Annotated in this window: 15 protein-coding genes; 10 read left to right on the top strand and 5 right to left on the bottom strand. The window is 76.0% G+C overall.

The genetic code is table 11. The annotated features are described in order from the left end of the window. The first annotated feature begins 112 nt into the window (after positions 1 to 112). Both ACQEVU_RS17380 and ACQEVU_RS17375 read left to right on the top strand, forming a co-directional pair. Positions 113 to 319 carry a DUF1918 domain-containing protein gene (locus ACQEVU_RS17380; RefSeq protein WP_433324639.1) on the top strand — a complete coding sequence of 69 codons (207 nt, stop codon included), beginning with the start codon at positions 113 to 115 and terminating at the stop codon, positions 317 to 319. A gap of 105 nt (positions 320 to 424) precedes the next feature. After that, entirely contained in the window at positions 425 to 1423 is a 999-nt protein-coding gene (locus ACQEVU_RS17375; protein ID WP_433324637.1) for an Acg family FMN-binding oxidoreductase, read from the top strand. A gap of 21 nt (positions 1424 to 1444) precedes the next feature. Here the strand turns inward: ACQEVU_RS17375 and ACQEVU_RS17370 are convergent, their stop codons facing one another. Beyond that, a complete protein-coding gene (locus tag ACQEVU_RS17370) occupies positions 1445 to 2098 on the bottom strand; it encodes a phosphoribosyltransferase (RefSeq protein WP_433324635.1) in 654 nt (217 codons plus the stop codon). Positions 2099 to 2227: 129 nt separating this feature from the next. Then, positions 2228 to 3355, bottom strand: coding sequence for a site-2 protease family protein (locus ACQEVU_RS17365; protein ID WP_433324633.1), 1128 nt, complete (start codon positions 3353 to 3355; stop codon positions 2228 to 2230). A 206-nt stretch (positions 3356 to 3561) separates the two neighbouring features. Between ACQEVU_RS17365 and ACQEVU_RS17360 the strand changes: the two genes are divergently transcribed. From ACQEVU_RS17360 to ACQEVU_RS17345, 4 genes are all read left to right on the top strand, one after another. Next, positions 3562 to 4410, top strand: a complete 849-nt coding sequence (locus ACQEVU_RS17360) for a universal stress protein (protein ID WP_433324631.1) — start codon at positions 3562 to 3564, stop codon at positions 4408 to 4410. Between the two features lie 138 nt (positions 4411 to 4548). Beyond that, positions 4549 to 5247 (top strand): hypothetical protein, encoded by a 699-nt coding sequence (locus tag ACQEVU_RS17355; RefSeq protein ID WP_433324629.1) that lies wholly within the window; start codon positions 4549 to 4551, stop codon positions 5245 to 5247. A gap of 123 nt (positions 5248 to 5370) precedes the next feature. Beyond that, complete coding sequence (locus ACQEVU_RS17350; RefSeq protein WP_433324628.1) at positions 5371 to 6012, top strand: MgtC/SapB family protein; 642 nt, start codon at positions 5371 to 5373, stop codon at positions 6010 to 6012. A 113-nt stretch (positions 6013 to 6125) separates the two neighbouring features. After that, entirely contained in the window at positions 6126 to 7013 is an 888-nt protein-coding gene (locus tag ACQEVU_RS17345; RefSeq protein WP_433324626.1) for a universal stress protein, read from the top strand. 38 nt (positions 7014 to 7051) lie between these two features. On the opposite strand, the gene ACQEVU_RS17340 is transcribed toward ACQEVU_RS17345, so the two are convergent. Together ACQEVU_RS17340 and ACQEVU_RS17335 are read right to left on the bottom strand one after the other, a co-directional pair. Further along, on the bottom strand, positions 7052 to 7618 hold the full coding sequence (locus ACQEVU_RS17340) for a CBS domain-containing protein (RefSeq protein ID WP_433324624.1): 567 nt from the start codon (positions 7616 to 7618) through the stop codon (positions 7052 to 7054). A 72-nt stretch (positions 7619 to 7690) separates the two neighbouring features. Continuing rightward, entirely contained in the window at positions 7691 to 8152 is a 462-nt protein-coding gene (locus ACQEVU_RS17335; protein WP_433324622.1) for a Crp/Fnr family transcriptional regulator, read from the bottom strand. A gap of 257 nt (positions 8153 to 8409) precedes the next feature. On the opposite strand from ACQEVU_RS17335, the gene ACQEVU_RS17330 reads away from it, so the two are divergent. Further along, positions 8410 to 9681 carry a phosphoribosyltransferase family protein gene (locus tag ACQEVU_RS17330; RefSeq protein ID WP_433324620.1) on the top strand — a complete coding sequence of 424 codons (1272 nt, stop codon included), beginning with the start codon at positions 8410 to 8412 and terminating at the stop codon, positions 9679 to 9681. A 25-nt stretch (positions 9682 to 9706) separates the two neighbouring features. Here ACQEVU_RS17330 and ACQEVU_RS17325 read toward each other — a convergent pair whose 3' ends face one another. Beyond that, a complete protein-coding gene (locus ACQEVU_RS17325) occupies positions 9707 to 10024 on the bottom strand; it encodes a hypothetical protein (protein ID WP_433324618.1) in 318 nt (105 codons plus the stop codon). Positions 10025 to 10236: 212 nt separating this feature from the next. On the opposite strand from ACQEVU_RS17325, the gene ACQEVU_RS17320 reads away from it, so the two are divergent. The 3 genes from ACQEVU_RS17320 to ACQEVU_RS17310 all read left to right on the top strand — a co-directional run bounded on the left by ACQEVU_RS17320 (position 10237) and on the right by ACQEVU_RS17310 (position 13314). Then, positions 10237 to 11298, top strand: a complete 1062-nt coding sequence (locus ACQEVU_RS17320) for an Acg family FMN-binding oxidoreductase (protein WP_433324616.1) — start codon at positions 10237 to 10239, stop codon at positions 11296 to 11298. Between the two features lie 204 nt (positions 11299 to 11502). Beyond that, positions 11503 to 11826, top strand: a complete 324-nt coding sequence (locus ACQEVU_RS17315) for an STAS domain-containing protein (protein WP_433324614.1) — start codon at positions 11503 to 11505, stop codon at positions 11824 to 11826. A gap of 66 nt (positions 11827 to 11892) precedes the next feature. Continuing rightward, a complete protein-coding gene (locus tag ACQEVU_RS17310) occupies positions 11893 to 13314 on the top strand; it encodes a serine/threonine-protein kinase (protein ID WP_433324612.1) in 1422 nt (473 codons plus the stop codon). The last annotated feature ends 2 nt before the right edge of the window (positions 13315 to 13316 follow it).

Below are 13316 nucleotides of genomic sequence, written 5' to 3'. Positions count from 1 at the left end.
CAGCGTCGCTCGGGCCCCGGCACGCGTGCAGGCGCGTCGGTCCGGCATGGGACGGCGGGACCGGGGAAGAGAAGCCTGGCATCGTACGAACGCTGCTGAGGAGGCGATCGCCGTGCACGCAAACGTCGGAGACCGGCTCATCGAGGAAGGCAAGCACGTCGGGGACCACCGCCGCATCGGCGTCATCACCGCGCTGCGGCGCGACGACGGCGCGCCGCCGTACATGGTCCGCTGGCTGGACACCGACCACGAGGCGCTGGTGTTCCCGGGGTCCGACGCGCATGTCGAGCCGGGTGACAACGCCGGCGCGCCGCGCTGAACGGGTGCCGTCGATGGCGGACGCCCGATGCCGCCGCCCGGGCCCGGGCCGCGTGTAAGCGCCCGGCGTCCGGGTAGGCGCACCCCGACCGGAAGGGCAGGAAGCGTGGCCGAACAACAACCGAATCATCGCGAGTCGACGCCGGTGACGGCCGCGCTGCGCCGTGCGGCGGAGGATGCGACACGGGCACCGTCGGTGCTCAACACCCAGCCATGGCGGTGGCAGATCCACGACGACGTGCTCGAGCTGCACGCGGATCCGGCCCGGCAGCTCACCGCCATCGATCCCGAAGGGCGCCTGCTGACCCTGAGCTGCGGCGCGGCGCTGCACCATGCACGGGTTTCGCTCGCCGCCGCCGGCCATGAGGCGGCGGTCGAGCGCCTGCCCGACCCGGACCGGCCGTTGCTGCTTGCCCGGGTCGTCGTCGGCCCGCCCCGGCCGGCCGCGCGCGAAGACCTCGCCGCGTACGAGAGCATCCGCCGGCGCCGGACCGAGCGGCGGCCGTTCGGATCCACCGCCGCGGTGACCGCCGACAGCCTGGCCGTGCTGCGGGCCGCCGCCGAGGCCCAGCACGCGCGGCTCCATCGCATCCGGCCGGGTGACCTCGACTACCTGCGATATGCCGCGCGGGCGGCGCACACGATCGAGGCCAAGGAAGAACGACACCTGGCCGAGCAGCGGGCGTGGACGCACCGTGGCCCGCACGCCGCCGACGGCATCTCACCCGGCACCGTCGCGGCGTCGGCGCCCCGGCCGGTGCCGCTGCGCGATTTCGCGCTGGACCACGAGGCGGCGCTCGAACCCGGCCGCGGCGACGACCGCGGCGCCGAGTACCTCGTGCTCGCGACCGACCGCGACGGGCCCGTGGACTGGCTCATTGCCGGCGAGGCGGCCAGTGCCGCCTGGCTGGCGGCGACCGCGCAGGGCCTCGCCGCCTCGCCGATGAGCGAGGTCGTCGAGATTGCGGGCGCCCGGGCCCTGCTCGCCAGCCTCATCGATCGGCCCGGCCATCCGCAGCTCGTCCTGCGGGTGGGCGTCGACCCCGACCGCGCGCCGCATCCGGCGAGCCCGCGCCGGCCGCCCGGCGACGTGATCAACTCTTGACGGCCTCCCGGCACCGGGCGTTCAGCCGGCGGCGGTGTGCGCGAGCAGCTGCCGGACCTCCTCGTCCTCGGTGGGGGTGAAGTCCGCGTACCACTCCCCGACCGACATGAGCCAGTCCGGGCTCTCGACGCAGACCACCTCGTCGGCCACCCCTCCCAGCGGCTCGATCCGGTCGGCCGGCACCACCGGCACGGCCAGCACGACCCGGGCGGCGCCCCGCGCGCGGGCCACTTGACAGGCGGCCCGGGCGGTCGAACCGGTGGCGATGCCGTCGTCGACGATGACCGCGGTACGCCCGGCGAGACCCTGCGCGGGAAGCCTCCCCCGCAGTCGCTCGGCGCGGCCGGCCAGCTCGGCCTGTTCGGACTTCTCGACCGCCGCCAGTTCGTCGGCGGTGACGCCGGCGGTGCGGATCACGCTCGCATTGAGCTCGCGAACGCCGCCTTCGCCGATCGCGCCCATGCCGAGCTCGGGCTGCCGCGGTACGCCGAGCTTCCGTACGACGATGACGTCGAGCGGGGCCCGCAGCGCCTCGGCGACCTGAGCGGCGACCGGCACTCCGCCACGCGGCAGGCCCAGCACCACGACGTCTTCGCCGCGCAGGTGGCCCAGCTTGCGGGCCAGCCGCCGACCGGCGTCGACCCGGTTCGCGAAGAGCCGGCGTTTCAGCATCATGGTTGCCTCCTTCGCGGAGCAGGCCACATACCAAAGTACGCACCGGATCGCGGCCGCGGTCATCTCGGCCGGGCGAAACGGAGCCATCCGCCCAGGTTGGCCGGATTCCGGTGCCGTACGGCGGACGTCCTAGCCGGCGGCGCCGGGGCGGTCGACGTGGAGCGCGGCCCGCTCGGCGACCCGGGCGACGTCGTCTCGGTCGAGCAGCCCCAGGAGCACGCCGTCGTCGTCCACGACCAGCGCGGTTCCGGCCCGGCGCACCAGGTCGGCGACGTCGGCGAGCCGCCGGGAGGCCTCGATCACCGGCACCGCGGCCGGCGGCAACGCCACCCGGCGCACCGGCAGGCCGGCCCGCCGCCCCTCCGGGACGCGGGCGAGGTCGCCGGCCCGGGCGAGGCCCGTCGGCCGGCCGTCGGCGGTGCGCAGGGCCACGGCCCGGCCGGCCGGCTCCGCCGTCAGCGCCGCCACCGCGTCGGCGACACTGCCGCCGGGATCGACGCCGGCGACGGGCGCGCGCATCGCCGCGGACACCGGCACGTCGCCCAGGGTGACGCGGTACTGCACGGTGTTCGCCTCGGCGGCCGCGGCCGTCATCAGGAACCATCCGATCATGGCGAGCCAGACGCCGCCGAGCAGCCCCGCGAAGAGCAGCTGCGCGGCGCCGAACGCGATCAGCCCCAGCCCGATCATCCGGCCCGCGCGGGCCGCGCCGAGGGCCGCGCGGTTGCGGTCGCCGTGCCACCGCCACAGCACCGCCCGCAACACCCGGCCGCCGTCGAGGGGCGCGCCCGGCAGCAGGTTGAAGGCCGCGAGGAGCAGGTTGATGCCGGCCAGCCAGCGCAGGACGGCGACGACGCCGGCCGGCGCACCGGCCGTGGTGAGGCCCAGCGCGACGGCGCCGGCGCCCACCCCGAACAGCGCGCTGGTAGCCGGGCCGGCCGCGGCCGTCAGCAGGTCGGCCCGGGCGCTCGGCGGCTCCCCGCCGAACTCGGCGACCCCGCCGAACAACCACAGCGTCACCCGCTCGACCGGCACGCCGAAGGCGCGGGCGACGAAGGCGTGCGCGAGCTCGTGCCCCAGCAGCGACAGCAGGAACGCGACGGCGCCCGCCGCGCCGAGCAGCCACCGAAGGGCCGCGCCGGCCGGCACGACCGACAGCGCGAGCATCTGCACGATCAGCGCGGCGATGACGAGGACGGACCAGTTCGCGCCGACCCGGATGCCGGCGATCGTGGCCAGATGGAGGCTCTGTCTCACGGCTCCTCCCTCCGACGGCCGGCGGCGCCGCTCAGCGGCGTCCGAGCGCCACACCTTCCATGCTTACGTGCTCGCGCCCGGATGGGCAGGGCGAAGGGCGCCGCAGCGGATGCGCAGTGGCGCCGAGGTCCGAGGGCGCTGCCGTCGCGCCGCCCGGCGTGCCAGCGTGGAGACTGAACCTATGCTCCCCGAGCCGGGAGGACGCCATGACGACGAGCCGCCACCCAGTGATCGTCGGCGTCGACCCGTCGCCCGCCGCCTTCGGCGCGGTCCGCTGGGCCGCCGACGAAGCCGTGCGGCGCGGCGAGCCGCTGCACGTCGTGCACGCCCTGGAGGTGCACGGCCCGCTCGAGGAGGTCCCCGACCAGCACGGACCCGCCATCGACGCCGCCACGGAGATCCGGCGCTGGCAGCCGGGCCTGCAGGTGACGACCGCCACCTGGCACGGCGAGCCCGCCCGGGTGCTCATCGAGCAGTCCCGCGGCGCCGGCCTCGTGGTTGTCGGCAGCCGCGGCAGCGGAGGCTTCCACGCCCTGCTGGTCGGCTCGGTCGGGGTACACCTGGCGGCACATGCGCACTGCCCGGTGCTCGTCGTCCACCACGCCGAACGGTGGGCCGGTCCCGAGTCGCCGCTGCCGCACCGCGAACCGGTGGTCGTCGGGGCGGACGGCTCGAACGACGCCGAACTCGGGCTGCGGCTCGCGTTCGAGGAGGCGGCCGTCCGCGGCGTCCCGGTGCACGCCGTGCGAACCTGGCACGAGCCCGAACACCGCTGGGGCCGCTCGTCCGACCCCGCCGGACTCGCCGCGGCCGCCGAGCGGGCGCTGGCGACGGACCTGGAGCCCTGGCGGAGCAGGTACCCCACCGTCGCCGTGCGGGCCCGCGTCGAGCACTGCCCCTCCGCGCCCGGGCTGCTGGACGCCGGCCGCGGAGCGCTCATGATCGTGGTCGGCGCGCGCGGCCGCGGCGGGTTCCCGGGCGTGCGGCTCGGCGCGGTGACCCATCAGGTCCTGCACCACGCCGACGCGCCCGTCCTCGTGGCCCGGCACGGCTGACCGGGCCGGCCGTGTGACGCGGCCGCCGCAGGCCAATCACGTCGCAAATCTCATCCCTCGCCGGTATCACCGTGCTTCGACGGGTAGCGCGACCGGCGGCTGCGGCCCGACCGGGCCGCAGCGGATAGGAGGAAGTCGATGCCCGTCGTTCAAACCCGCCACTACAAGCTGCCCGCGCTTGACGCCACCGGATTCGTCACGCTGCCCCCGTTTGCGGGGACGCTTGATCCGAGTGAGTGGGAGAACCTGCGGTACCTTGACTGGAAATCCGGCGGGGACACCAACTTCGCCGTGCTGGCCTCGGCGCTCGGCGAGGACGACCCGCGCGGGTTCTGGGAGCACGGCCGCGCGGACAAGGACGGCGTCTGGACCGCGAACGCGTCGCTCGCGCCGACGCTTCGCCAATGGGTCCAGTCCGTGGGCGCACGATTCGGACGGGTCCGCATCATCAAGCTCGCCCCGTCGATCGACGAGGACACGGTGGTCCGGCAGCACCTGCACCTGGACGACAACAACCGGCTGAACCCGGAAGACGAGGGCTGGGTGGTGCGTGCGTGGTTGAACCTGACGGACGACCCCGACAGCTTCATGATTCTGCGCGAGAACCGTGACGATCCCGCCACCGAACATCGCATACCGCTGCCGCTCGGCGCGCAGTTCGTCGTCGACACCGAACGGCTCTGGCACGCCGCGTTCCACGTGGGTCCGCGGCCACGCTACGCGATGATCGCCAGCTTCGAGTCGGGGCCGGACCTGCAGGGCTGGATGGACGGCCGCCGGGTCTCCCAGCCGGTTCGCCAGGCGTCGCCGGCGGACCTCCCCACCGCCCGGACCTGAGGCGGGTGCGCGCCGCCCCGGACCGGTCGGGCTTGCGGACCTTCCAGTCCGGGCGGCGGCGCGCAACGCTGAAGGTCGTAGCGCGCCTGCGGCCCTGAGGCTTCCGGCGACGCGGAGGACGGCATGGTCGAGGACGGCCCGGTCATCGCCGGGCAGGTGCTGACGGCGGTCGCGCTGGGCGCCGTCATCGGGCTGGAGCGCGAGTTCGGCGCGCAGCCGGCCGGGCTGCGCACGCACATGCTGGTGTCGCTCGGCGCCGCGATCTTCGCCGCGGCCGGCACTGTCCTGCCCGGCTCCGACCCCGTCCGGCTGGCGGCCCAGGTGGCCACCGGGATCGGGTTCCTCGGCGGCGGCGCGATCCTCCGCGAAGGCGTCACCGTCCGCGGGCTCACCACCGCCGCATCGCTGTGGGTGACGGCCGCGATCGGCGTCGCCGTCGGCCTGCGCGCCTGGTCGATCGCGATTGCCGCCACCGTGCTCGCGGTCGCCGTCCTGTGGCTGGTCAAGCAGGCGGAGCTGACGTTCCTGGCGGCGCGGCGTACGCTCGTGATGCGGCTGACCCTGGGCCCGGACGAACCGCTGGACGCCGTGGCCGACTCGGTGCGCGGCCTGCTGCCCCGCGCCGAGTTCCTGCAGGTCGGTTACCAAGGCGGCCACCAGGAGATCGCGCTGGCCGCCCGCCCGCCGACCAGCGCGGCGCTGCCCCAGCTCGCCGAGTCGCTGCGCCGGCTGCCCGGCGTCATCGGGGTGGACATCTCCGGCTGACGAACGGACCGGAGAGCGGCCGGGGGGCGGGTCGGAGAGCGCCCGACGACGCCTCCCCCGCCCGGAGGAACCATCAGGTGTGAGAGGCCTGCACCTGGGAAGGGAGTACTCCGATGGTGTACAGATTCGGTCCCGTGGTCGCGGGTGTCGACGGCTCGGCCAGCAGCCTGGGTGCGCTGCGCTGGGCGGCAGACGAGGCCTGCCGATGTACACGAATGCTCCGGGTCGTCACGGCGCTGCCCAGCGGTACCGCGGACCCGGCCGGATGCGACATCGCCGCGCGCGCCGCGATCGAGGCGCAGCGTTGGCGGGTCGGCGTGGCGGCGATCGCCGAGACCCGCCGCGGCTCGCCGGTCGAGGTGCTGCGCGAGCTCGCCGAAGATGCCCGCATGGTGGTGATCGGCGGACGGGGCGCCGGAGCGGGCGACGGGCGGCCGGTCGGCTCCGTGAGCCAGGCGCTGGCCACCCGCGCCGGGGCGCCGGTGCTCATCGTCCACGACGCACAACGCTGGGCGGACCCCGACGCCGCCCTGCCCCGCACGGCGCCGGTCGTCACCGGCTTCGACGGCTCCGAGTCGAGCCGGCGGGCGCTGCGCCTGGCGTTCGAGGAATCGGCGGCGCGCTGCGTGCGCCTCGTCATCGTCCAGGCGTGGGCGGACCCCGACCTGTGGCAGCCGGGCGCGGTCCGCGGCGGGGACCTCAGCTCGCACGAGTGCGCCGTACGCGATGCGCTGCGCGCGGCCGCGGCGCCCTGGTGCGCCGAGTTCCCGCTGCTGGAGGTCGAGGTGCGAGCCGAGCCGGACGACGCGGTGCACGCGCTCGCGGTGGCGTCGCAATGGGCCGGGCTGCTGGTCGTCGGGGCCCGCTGCCCGAGCGACCGGATCCAGCCGGACGACCCGTCCGTGGTCGCCCGCCCGGTGCTGCAGTACGCCGCGTGCCCGGTCCTCATCGCGCACGGCCCGAGCCGGGTTCCCGCGCGGCCGGCCACGTTGGCCGCCTGACCGAGACGGCCGGCCGCGCGAGCGCGGCCGGCCGCAGCTCATCCGGCTCGCGCCGTGACCCGGACGGCATTGACGCCGGCCGTGGTGCGGACCAGCGCCTCCGCCACGGCCAGTTCCGTGTCGTCGTCGAACGACCCGCCGATGGTCGCCACCCCGTCGTGCACGCTCACCGGCCAGCGCCTTCGCCCGGCCGCGTAGGTGTCGAGGCGGCGCTGCGCCTCCCGCTGCGCCGCATCGTCGGTCGGCAGCAGTGTCCGCAGCACGTCGCAGCGGCTGACCACGCCGACGACGTGCTCCTCGGTGACGACCGGGACCGTGTGGACGTCCCGCTGCACCATGACCGCCGCCAGGTCGGCGAGGTCGGCGTCCGGCCAGGCCGACACCGGCAGGCCGCCCATCACGTCGCGGACGCGCCGCGGCGCCCCGGCGGATGCCGCCGGCCGCAGCACGTCGCGCTCGCTGATCAGGCCGACGAGTGTCCCCTCGTCGTCGGTGACGGGAAGGGCGGTGATCGACCAACGCTCAAGCAGCGCCACCGCCTCCCCGACCGGCGCGTCGGCCCGCACCGTGTGCGCCGGCGCGCTCATGATGTCCTTGGCATGCATCGCTCCTCCTCCGGTTCGTTCCCGGCGCCCGCGATCACGGCTCCGGCACGTCGGCGACCGGGCGCCGGTTCGTCAGACGGGCGCCTGGTACATGTCGAGCAGGCGCAGGCGGGTGGCCTGCATCCGGTCGACGACGACGGCCATGAAGCGCGTGGTGAGGTCGTAGCCCAGCACGGGGTCGTCGCGGCACAACCCGCGCACGCCGGCACCGTCGAGGGTGATGGCGAGCACCGGGCCGACCGCTACCGCGCTGAAGTGCCAGCGGTACGGCGGGAACAACCACGACCAGCCGAGCACGCTGCCCGGTCCGATCCTCGCCACCTCGACCTCGCCCCGCCCTGGCACTTTCGTCTGCAGCGCGACCGTGCCGTCGCGGATGAGCCAGAACCGCTGAGCACGGCCGTTCTCCTCGAAGATCCTCATGCCGGCCCGGAACGGTGCGCGCCGCGCCCAGCGCGACAGCCGTTCGACCTGTTCGGCGGGCATCCCGGCGAGGAACGGATGCGCGACCATCAGGTCGTAGATGGTGATCATGTCGCGTCTCCTGATTCCGTGGGGCGGATAGGTCCGCACGGAGGTGCACATCCATCTCAGCCCGCGGCGGCGGGGTCCGGCCAGGGTCTTTCGGCCCGTCCGGCGCTGGAAGCGCCTCCGGTGGCACTGCAAGCCTCGCCCAACGCGGCCGTCGGCGCGGCCTGTCAACGGCGCATACTCACCCGCTTCACCCGCCCGGCCCGTGCGCGGCGCCGAACTTCGGGTAGCAGCCGGGACGAGGTAGGGAGACGGATGCCATGCACTTCACCGACCGCATGGAGGCGGGCCGCCGGCTGGCCGGGTGGCTCGGCGAGGAGGCGGCCGCCGACGCGGTCGTGGTGGGCGTGCCCGGCGGCGGAATACCGGTCGCGATCGAGGTCGCCGCCGCGCTGCGGGCACCGTTGGAGACGCTGGTCGTGCAGCGGATCGGGGTGCCGTTCCAGCCCGAGCGCGCGATGGGCGCGCTCGGCCCCGGTGGCGTCCTGGCCGTGAACCTGCCGGTGCTGCGCGCGGCCTGGGTCGACGCCGACGAACTGGCCGCGGAGGTGAGCCACGCCGAGCCGGGCACCGCCGATCGCGCCCGCCATCTGAACGCCCGGCGGGAGGCGCTCGAGCTTCGCGGCCACACGGCGATCGTCGTCGACGACACGATGGTCACGGGGGCGACCGCGCGGGCGGCGTGCCGGACCGCCCGCGACGCGGGCGCGGCCCGCGTGGTGGTGGCCGTCCCCGTCGCCGCCTCGGCGGCCCTCGCCTCGCTGGCGGGCGCCGCGGACCGGGTGATCCGCCTCGAGGCGATCCCCGACGGAGCATCGGCCGGCGGGCGGTACGCCGACTTCCGGCCCGTGCCCGACGACGAGACCATGCGTCTGCTCACCGGAGCCCGCTGGGCCCGGCCGGCCGCCGGCGGGATCGCCGACCCGCCGGAGGAACACGGCCGCCTGACGGTGCCGGCCGGCGCGTTCGGCGCGGTGGTGCTGGCGCACACCAGCCTCGGCGCCGAGCACGGCCCGCGGTACCGCTGGATCGCCGGCCGGCTACGCGACGCCGGGCTGGCGACGCTCTCGCTGAACCTGCTGGAACCGGACGAGGAACTGGACTGGCGGGCCGCCCACGACGTGGAGCGGCTCGCCGGGCGGCTCGACGCCGGGCTGCGGCGGCTGCGCGCGGACGTGGCGGCCGGCCGGCTGCCGGTCGGTGTGTTCGCCACGGGCAGCGCGGCCGCCGCGGCGCTCGCGGCCGCGGCCGGTCCGGCGCGCGGGACGATCGCGGCGGTGGTGAGCCACGACGGGCGGCCGGACCTCGCCGGGTCCGCCCTGCCGCGGGTCGCGGCGCGGACCCTGCTCGTCGCCGGCGGCCGCGACGAGCACCTGCTCGAGCTCAACCGGGCCGCGCACGGGCGGCTGCCAGCCGGCGCCCGCCTCGCGGTCCTGCGCGGCGCCGGTCGCCAGCTGCAGGAGCCGGGCGCGCTGGACACGCTGACCCGGCTGGCCGCCGGGTGGTTCGCCGGGCGGCTCGCCGACCGTTGACGGCGCCGCCGGGTGGCGCGGCGGTTCAGCGCAGGCCGGCCTTCGGCACCCGCAGCGGATGCTCGGCGTCGTCCCGCGCCGCCAGCGCGGCCATCTCGGCCTGGTACCGCCGCCGATCCAGCTTCCCGGCCAGCAGCGAGCGCGCCGCGGCGCTCTCGTCGTCACCGCGGCGGCGCTCGGCGGCGGCCGCCAGCCACAGGGCGATCCGAGGGCGGTACCCGGCGCCGGGACCGCCCTGACCGCGGATCGCGGCCACGTGCAGCGCGATCAGCACGACGTACAGGCCGGCGACCAGCGCGGCGACGACCATGGCCCCCACCATCGCACTCAGCTCCCCTCGCATCCCGTCCACCATCGATCGTCCGGCTCGCCGGGCCGCCGGCGCACGGGTCCTGGGTCCCGAACCACGCGGTCCGCCCGGCCCTGCGACGCCCGCGGCCACGGAGGGAGGCTGCAGGTACCCGGCTCCGCCGCGCGGGCGGTCCTGCCGCCCGACTAGGCGCGTGCCGATTGGGCAGTACTGCACCAGCCCCACGACACCGAGGGGAGATGGCCATGTCCGCGAACGCACACGACTCGGCCACAAAATTCCGCATCGGAGCGACGTGCCAGGAACTGACCCGGGCGGCGCTGGCCGCCATCCACGCGCCGTCGGTGCTGAACACCCAGCCGTGGCGCTGGCGCATCACGCACGACACCGCGCTGCTGTACGCCGACCAGACCCGCCGCCTGACCGTCATGGACCCGACCGGCCGGCTGCTCGTGATCAGCTGCGGCGGCGCCCTCCACCACGCCTGCGTCACCCTCGCCGCCGACGGGGTGGACTTCGAGGTCGAGCCGTTCCCCGGCGCCGGCGACCCGGACCTGCTCGCCGTCGTGCGGTACCGCGGCGTGGCCGATCCCTCCGCCTGGGCCCAGCGGCTGTACCACGCCATCCGGGCGCGCCGCACCGACCGGCGCCCGTTCGCCGGACAACCCGTGCCGCAGGAGTTCGTCGACCGGCTGTGCCAGGCCGCCCAGCGCACCCGCGCACACCTGCACATGACGTGGGCGCGGGACATCACCGATCTCGCGCTGGCCGCCGGGCAGGCGTCCGAGGCCCTGATGTCCGACCCCGCGTACCGCGCCGAGCTCGCGGCCTGGGTCCGCCGGCCCGGCGAGGGCCACGACGGCGTCCCGCTCGACACCCTGGCGCCGCTGGGGACCCGGCCGGTGCCGATGCGTGACTTCACCGCCACCGGCCTCGGCTGGGGCGCCACCAGCCGGATCGACCTCTCCGACCGCGAGGCCCGCTACGGCGTCGTGGTCACCGACGGCGACAGCCCGCCGGACTGGCTCGCCGCCGGCGTAACGCTCTCCGCCGTGCTGCTGGCCGCGACCTCGCAGCACCTGGCCACCTCCCCCATGAGCGACCTGGTCGAGCACGAGGTCGCCCGCCGGACGCTGCGGCGGATGCTGGGCGGCGTCGGCTACCCCGCCGTCGGCGTCCGCATCGGGTGGCCCGGCCCCGGCGAGCCGCCGCCCCCGTCCCCGCGCCGCCCGGCCGCCGAGGTCATCCAGGTGGTGGCCGACGAGATCAAAGACACCGAGCCGGACACACCCGGCAAAAGCGCCTGACCGCACCGCAGCCAGGCGGATCGACCGCGCCGTCGCCGCCTCCGCGCGGGCCGCACCCGGCGATAGTCACCTCCGTGTCCGGTTCCCGCCCCCGCGGCGCCGAAGCCACCGCCGGACGTCTGCGTGCATGACCGCGGTCGACCGGCAAGGGTGAGGAATATCGGATATCGTCGAGTTCTCCGAGGAAAGTCGAGGTTGCGCGCGGTGACACTGTCCATCTCCACCGGGACGGGGTCGGCCGGCGAGCCGGTGATCGCCCTGGACGGCGACCTCGACCAGACCACCGCCGCCGGGCTGCGCGAAGCCCTCGCCGACGCGCTCGAAGCCAAACCGGCCGCGGTACACGTCGACCTCACCCGGGTGACGTTCATCGACTCCTCGGGGCTCGGCGCCCTCGTGCGCGCCCATCAGTACGCGCTCGGCCTCGGCTGCCGGCTCACGCTGGACGGCGTGAGCGACACGCTGTACGAACGGCTGCAGATCGCCGGGGTCGCCGATCTCCTCGCGGTGCGCGGCCCGACCACCTGACGGGCGCCGCGGGCCGTGACCAAATAGTGATGTTTGGAAATTCACCGAACGGGAACGGCGGGGCGCGTGCAGAGGCGGACGCTCGGTGGTCGGTACCACCTCGACGAGGTGCTGGGCGAGGGCGGCATGTCGGTGGTGTGGCGCGCCCGCGACCAGGTGCTCGGCCGCGATGTGGCCGTCAAGCTCCTGTCTGGCCGCTATGCGGCCGACGCCGGGGCGCGCGCCCGCATCCGGGCCGAGGCCCGCGCGGCCGCCGCGCTGGCGCATCCCAACGTGGCGCAGGTGCACGACTTCGGTGAGACCGTCGAGGACGGGCGGCGCACCCCGTACGTCGTGATGGAGCTCGTGCCCGGGCCGACCCTCGAGCAGCACGCCGCGGACGGCCCGTTGCCGGTCGCGGACGTGTTCCGCATCGTCGCCGAGGTGGCCACGGGGCTGGCGGCGGCCCACGCCGACGGCCTGGTCCACCGCGACGTCAAGCCGGCCAACGTGATCCTGGCGCCCACCGGCGCGAAGGTGGTCGACTTCGGCATCGCGGCCGCCGCCGCCCCGTCCGGCGGCGGGGACCTCGACGACGACCAGGTGCTCGGCACCCCCGAATACCTGGCCCCCGAGCGCCTCGCCGACGACGCGGTCACGCCCGCCTCCGACGTGTACTCGCTCGGCGTGCTGCTCTACCGGCTCGTCGCCGGGCGGCCGCCGTGGACGACCAGCGGCACCACCGACCTGCTCGAGGCCCACCTGCTCGTGGCGCCGACGCCGCTGCCGGACCGGCCGGGCCTCCCACCGGCGGTGGCCGCCCTGTGCCGGCGCTGCCTGGCCAAGGACCCGGCCGACCGCCCGACGGCCGCACAGGTCGCCGAGGCCCTCGCCGCTGCCGCGACCACCACCGACGCCGCTCCCGCCGAGCCCCGCCCGGCCCGGCGCCGGCGGGTCGGCGTCATCGCCGGCGTGGCGGGCGCGGCGGCGGCCGCCACGCTCGCCTGGCCGCTCGTGCCCGTGCGCGACCAGGTCACGCCGGCCGAGGCGCAGGTCCGGACCGAGACCCGGACGCTGGGCACCGCATCCGGCGACCCGGCACGCACCGCCGGCACCGGCCCGGGTCCGGCGTCACCGTCGGCGGCGGTCGCCGCGGCCGCGACGCCCGGCACCGGGCAGCTCTCCGCGGCGGCCTCGATGTCCGCGGCGGCCTCGATGTCCGCGGCGGCGTCCCCGGCCGCGAGCGAGCCGGCCGCCGAACCCCCGCCGGCCACGCCGCCGGCGACATTCACGTCGCCGGGCGGCCGCGTCGAGGCCGAGTGCACCCCGGCCGGCCTCGCGCACCTGCTGTCGTGGACGCCGGCCGCCACCTACAGGGTCGCCTGGGTCAACGCCGGCCCGGCCGCCGCCGCCACGGCCGCGTTCGTGCACGGCAACCAGACGGTCGACGTGACCGTGACCTGCGACGGCACGACGCCGACGGCGGCGACCGGCGTGCACACGAAGTGACG

The sequence above is a fragment of the Dactylosporangium sp. CA-139066 genome (genome assembly GCF_050936175.1).
Lineage (GTDB): Bacteria > Actinomycetota > Actinomycetes > Mycobacteriales > Micromonosporaceae > Dactylosporangium.
The sequence above is the reverse complement of the archived record's forward strand: the minus strand, read 5'-3'. Positions and strand labels throughout refer to the sequence as shown.

Bases quoted from the DNA above. Each gene is read 5' to 3' on its own strand.
- ACQEVU_RS17325 (WP_433324618.1), bottom strand. From the start codon at position 10,024: ATGCGAGGGGAGCTGAGTGCGATGGTGGGGGCCATGGTCGTCGCCGCG.
- ACQEVU_RS17320 (WP_433324616.1), top strand. From the start codon at position 10,237: ATGTCCGCGAACGCACACGACTCGGCCACAAAATTCCGCATCGGAGCG.
- ACQEVU_RS17370 (WP_433324635.1), bottom strand. From the start codon at position 2,098: ATGATGCTGAAACGCCGGCTCTTCGCGAACCGGGTCGACGCCGGTCGG.
- ACQEVU_RS17345 (WP_433324626.1), top strand. From the start codon at position 6,126: ATGGTGTACAGATTCGGTCCCGTGGTCGCGGGTGTCGACGGCTCGGCC.
- ACQEVU_RS17355 (WP_433324629.1), top strand. From the start codon at position 4,549: ATGCCCGTCGTTCAAACCCGCCACTACAAGCTGCCCGCGCTTGACGCC.
- ACQEVU_RS17335 (WP_433324622.1), bottom strand. From the start codon at position 8,152: ATGATCACCATCTACGACCTGATGGTCGCGCATCCGTTCCTCGCCGGG.
- ACQEVU_RS17350 (WP_433324628.1), top strand. From the start codon at position 5,371: ATGGTCGAGGACGGCCCGGTCATCGCCGGGCAGGTGCTGACGGCGGTC.
- ACQEVU_RS17330 (WP_433324620.1), top strand. From the start codon at position 8,410: ATGCACTTCACCGACCGCATGGAGGCGGGCCGCCGGCTGGCCGGGTGG.
- ACQEVU_RS17340 (WP_433324624.1), bottom strand. From the start codon at position 7,618: ATGCATGCCAAGGACATCATGAGCGCGCCGGCGCACACGGTGCGGGCC.
- ACQEVU_RS17360 (WP_433324631.1), top strand. From the start codon at position 3,562: ATGACGACGAGCCGCCACCCAGTGATCGTCGGCGTCGACCCGTCGCCC.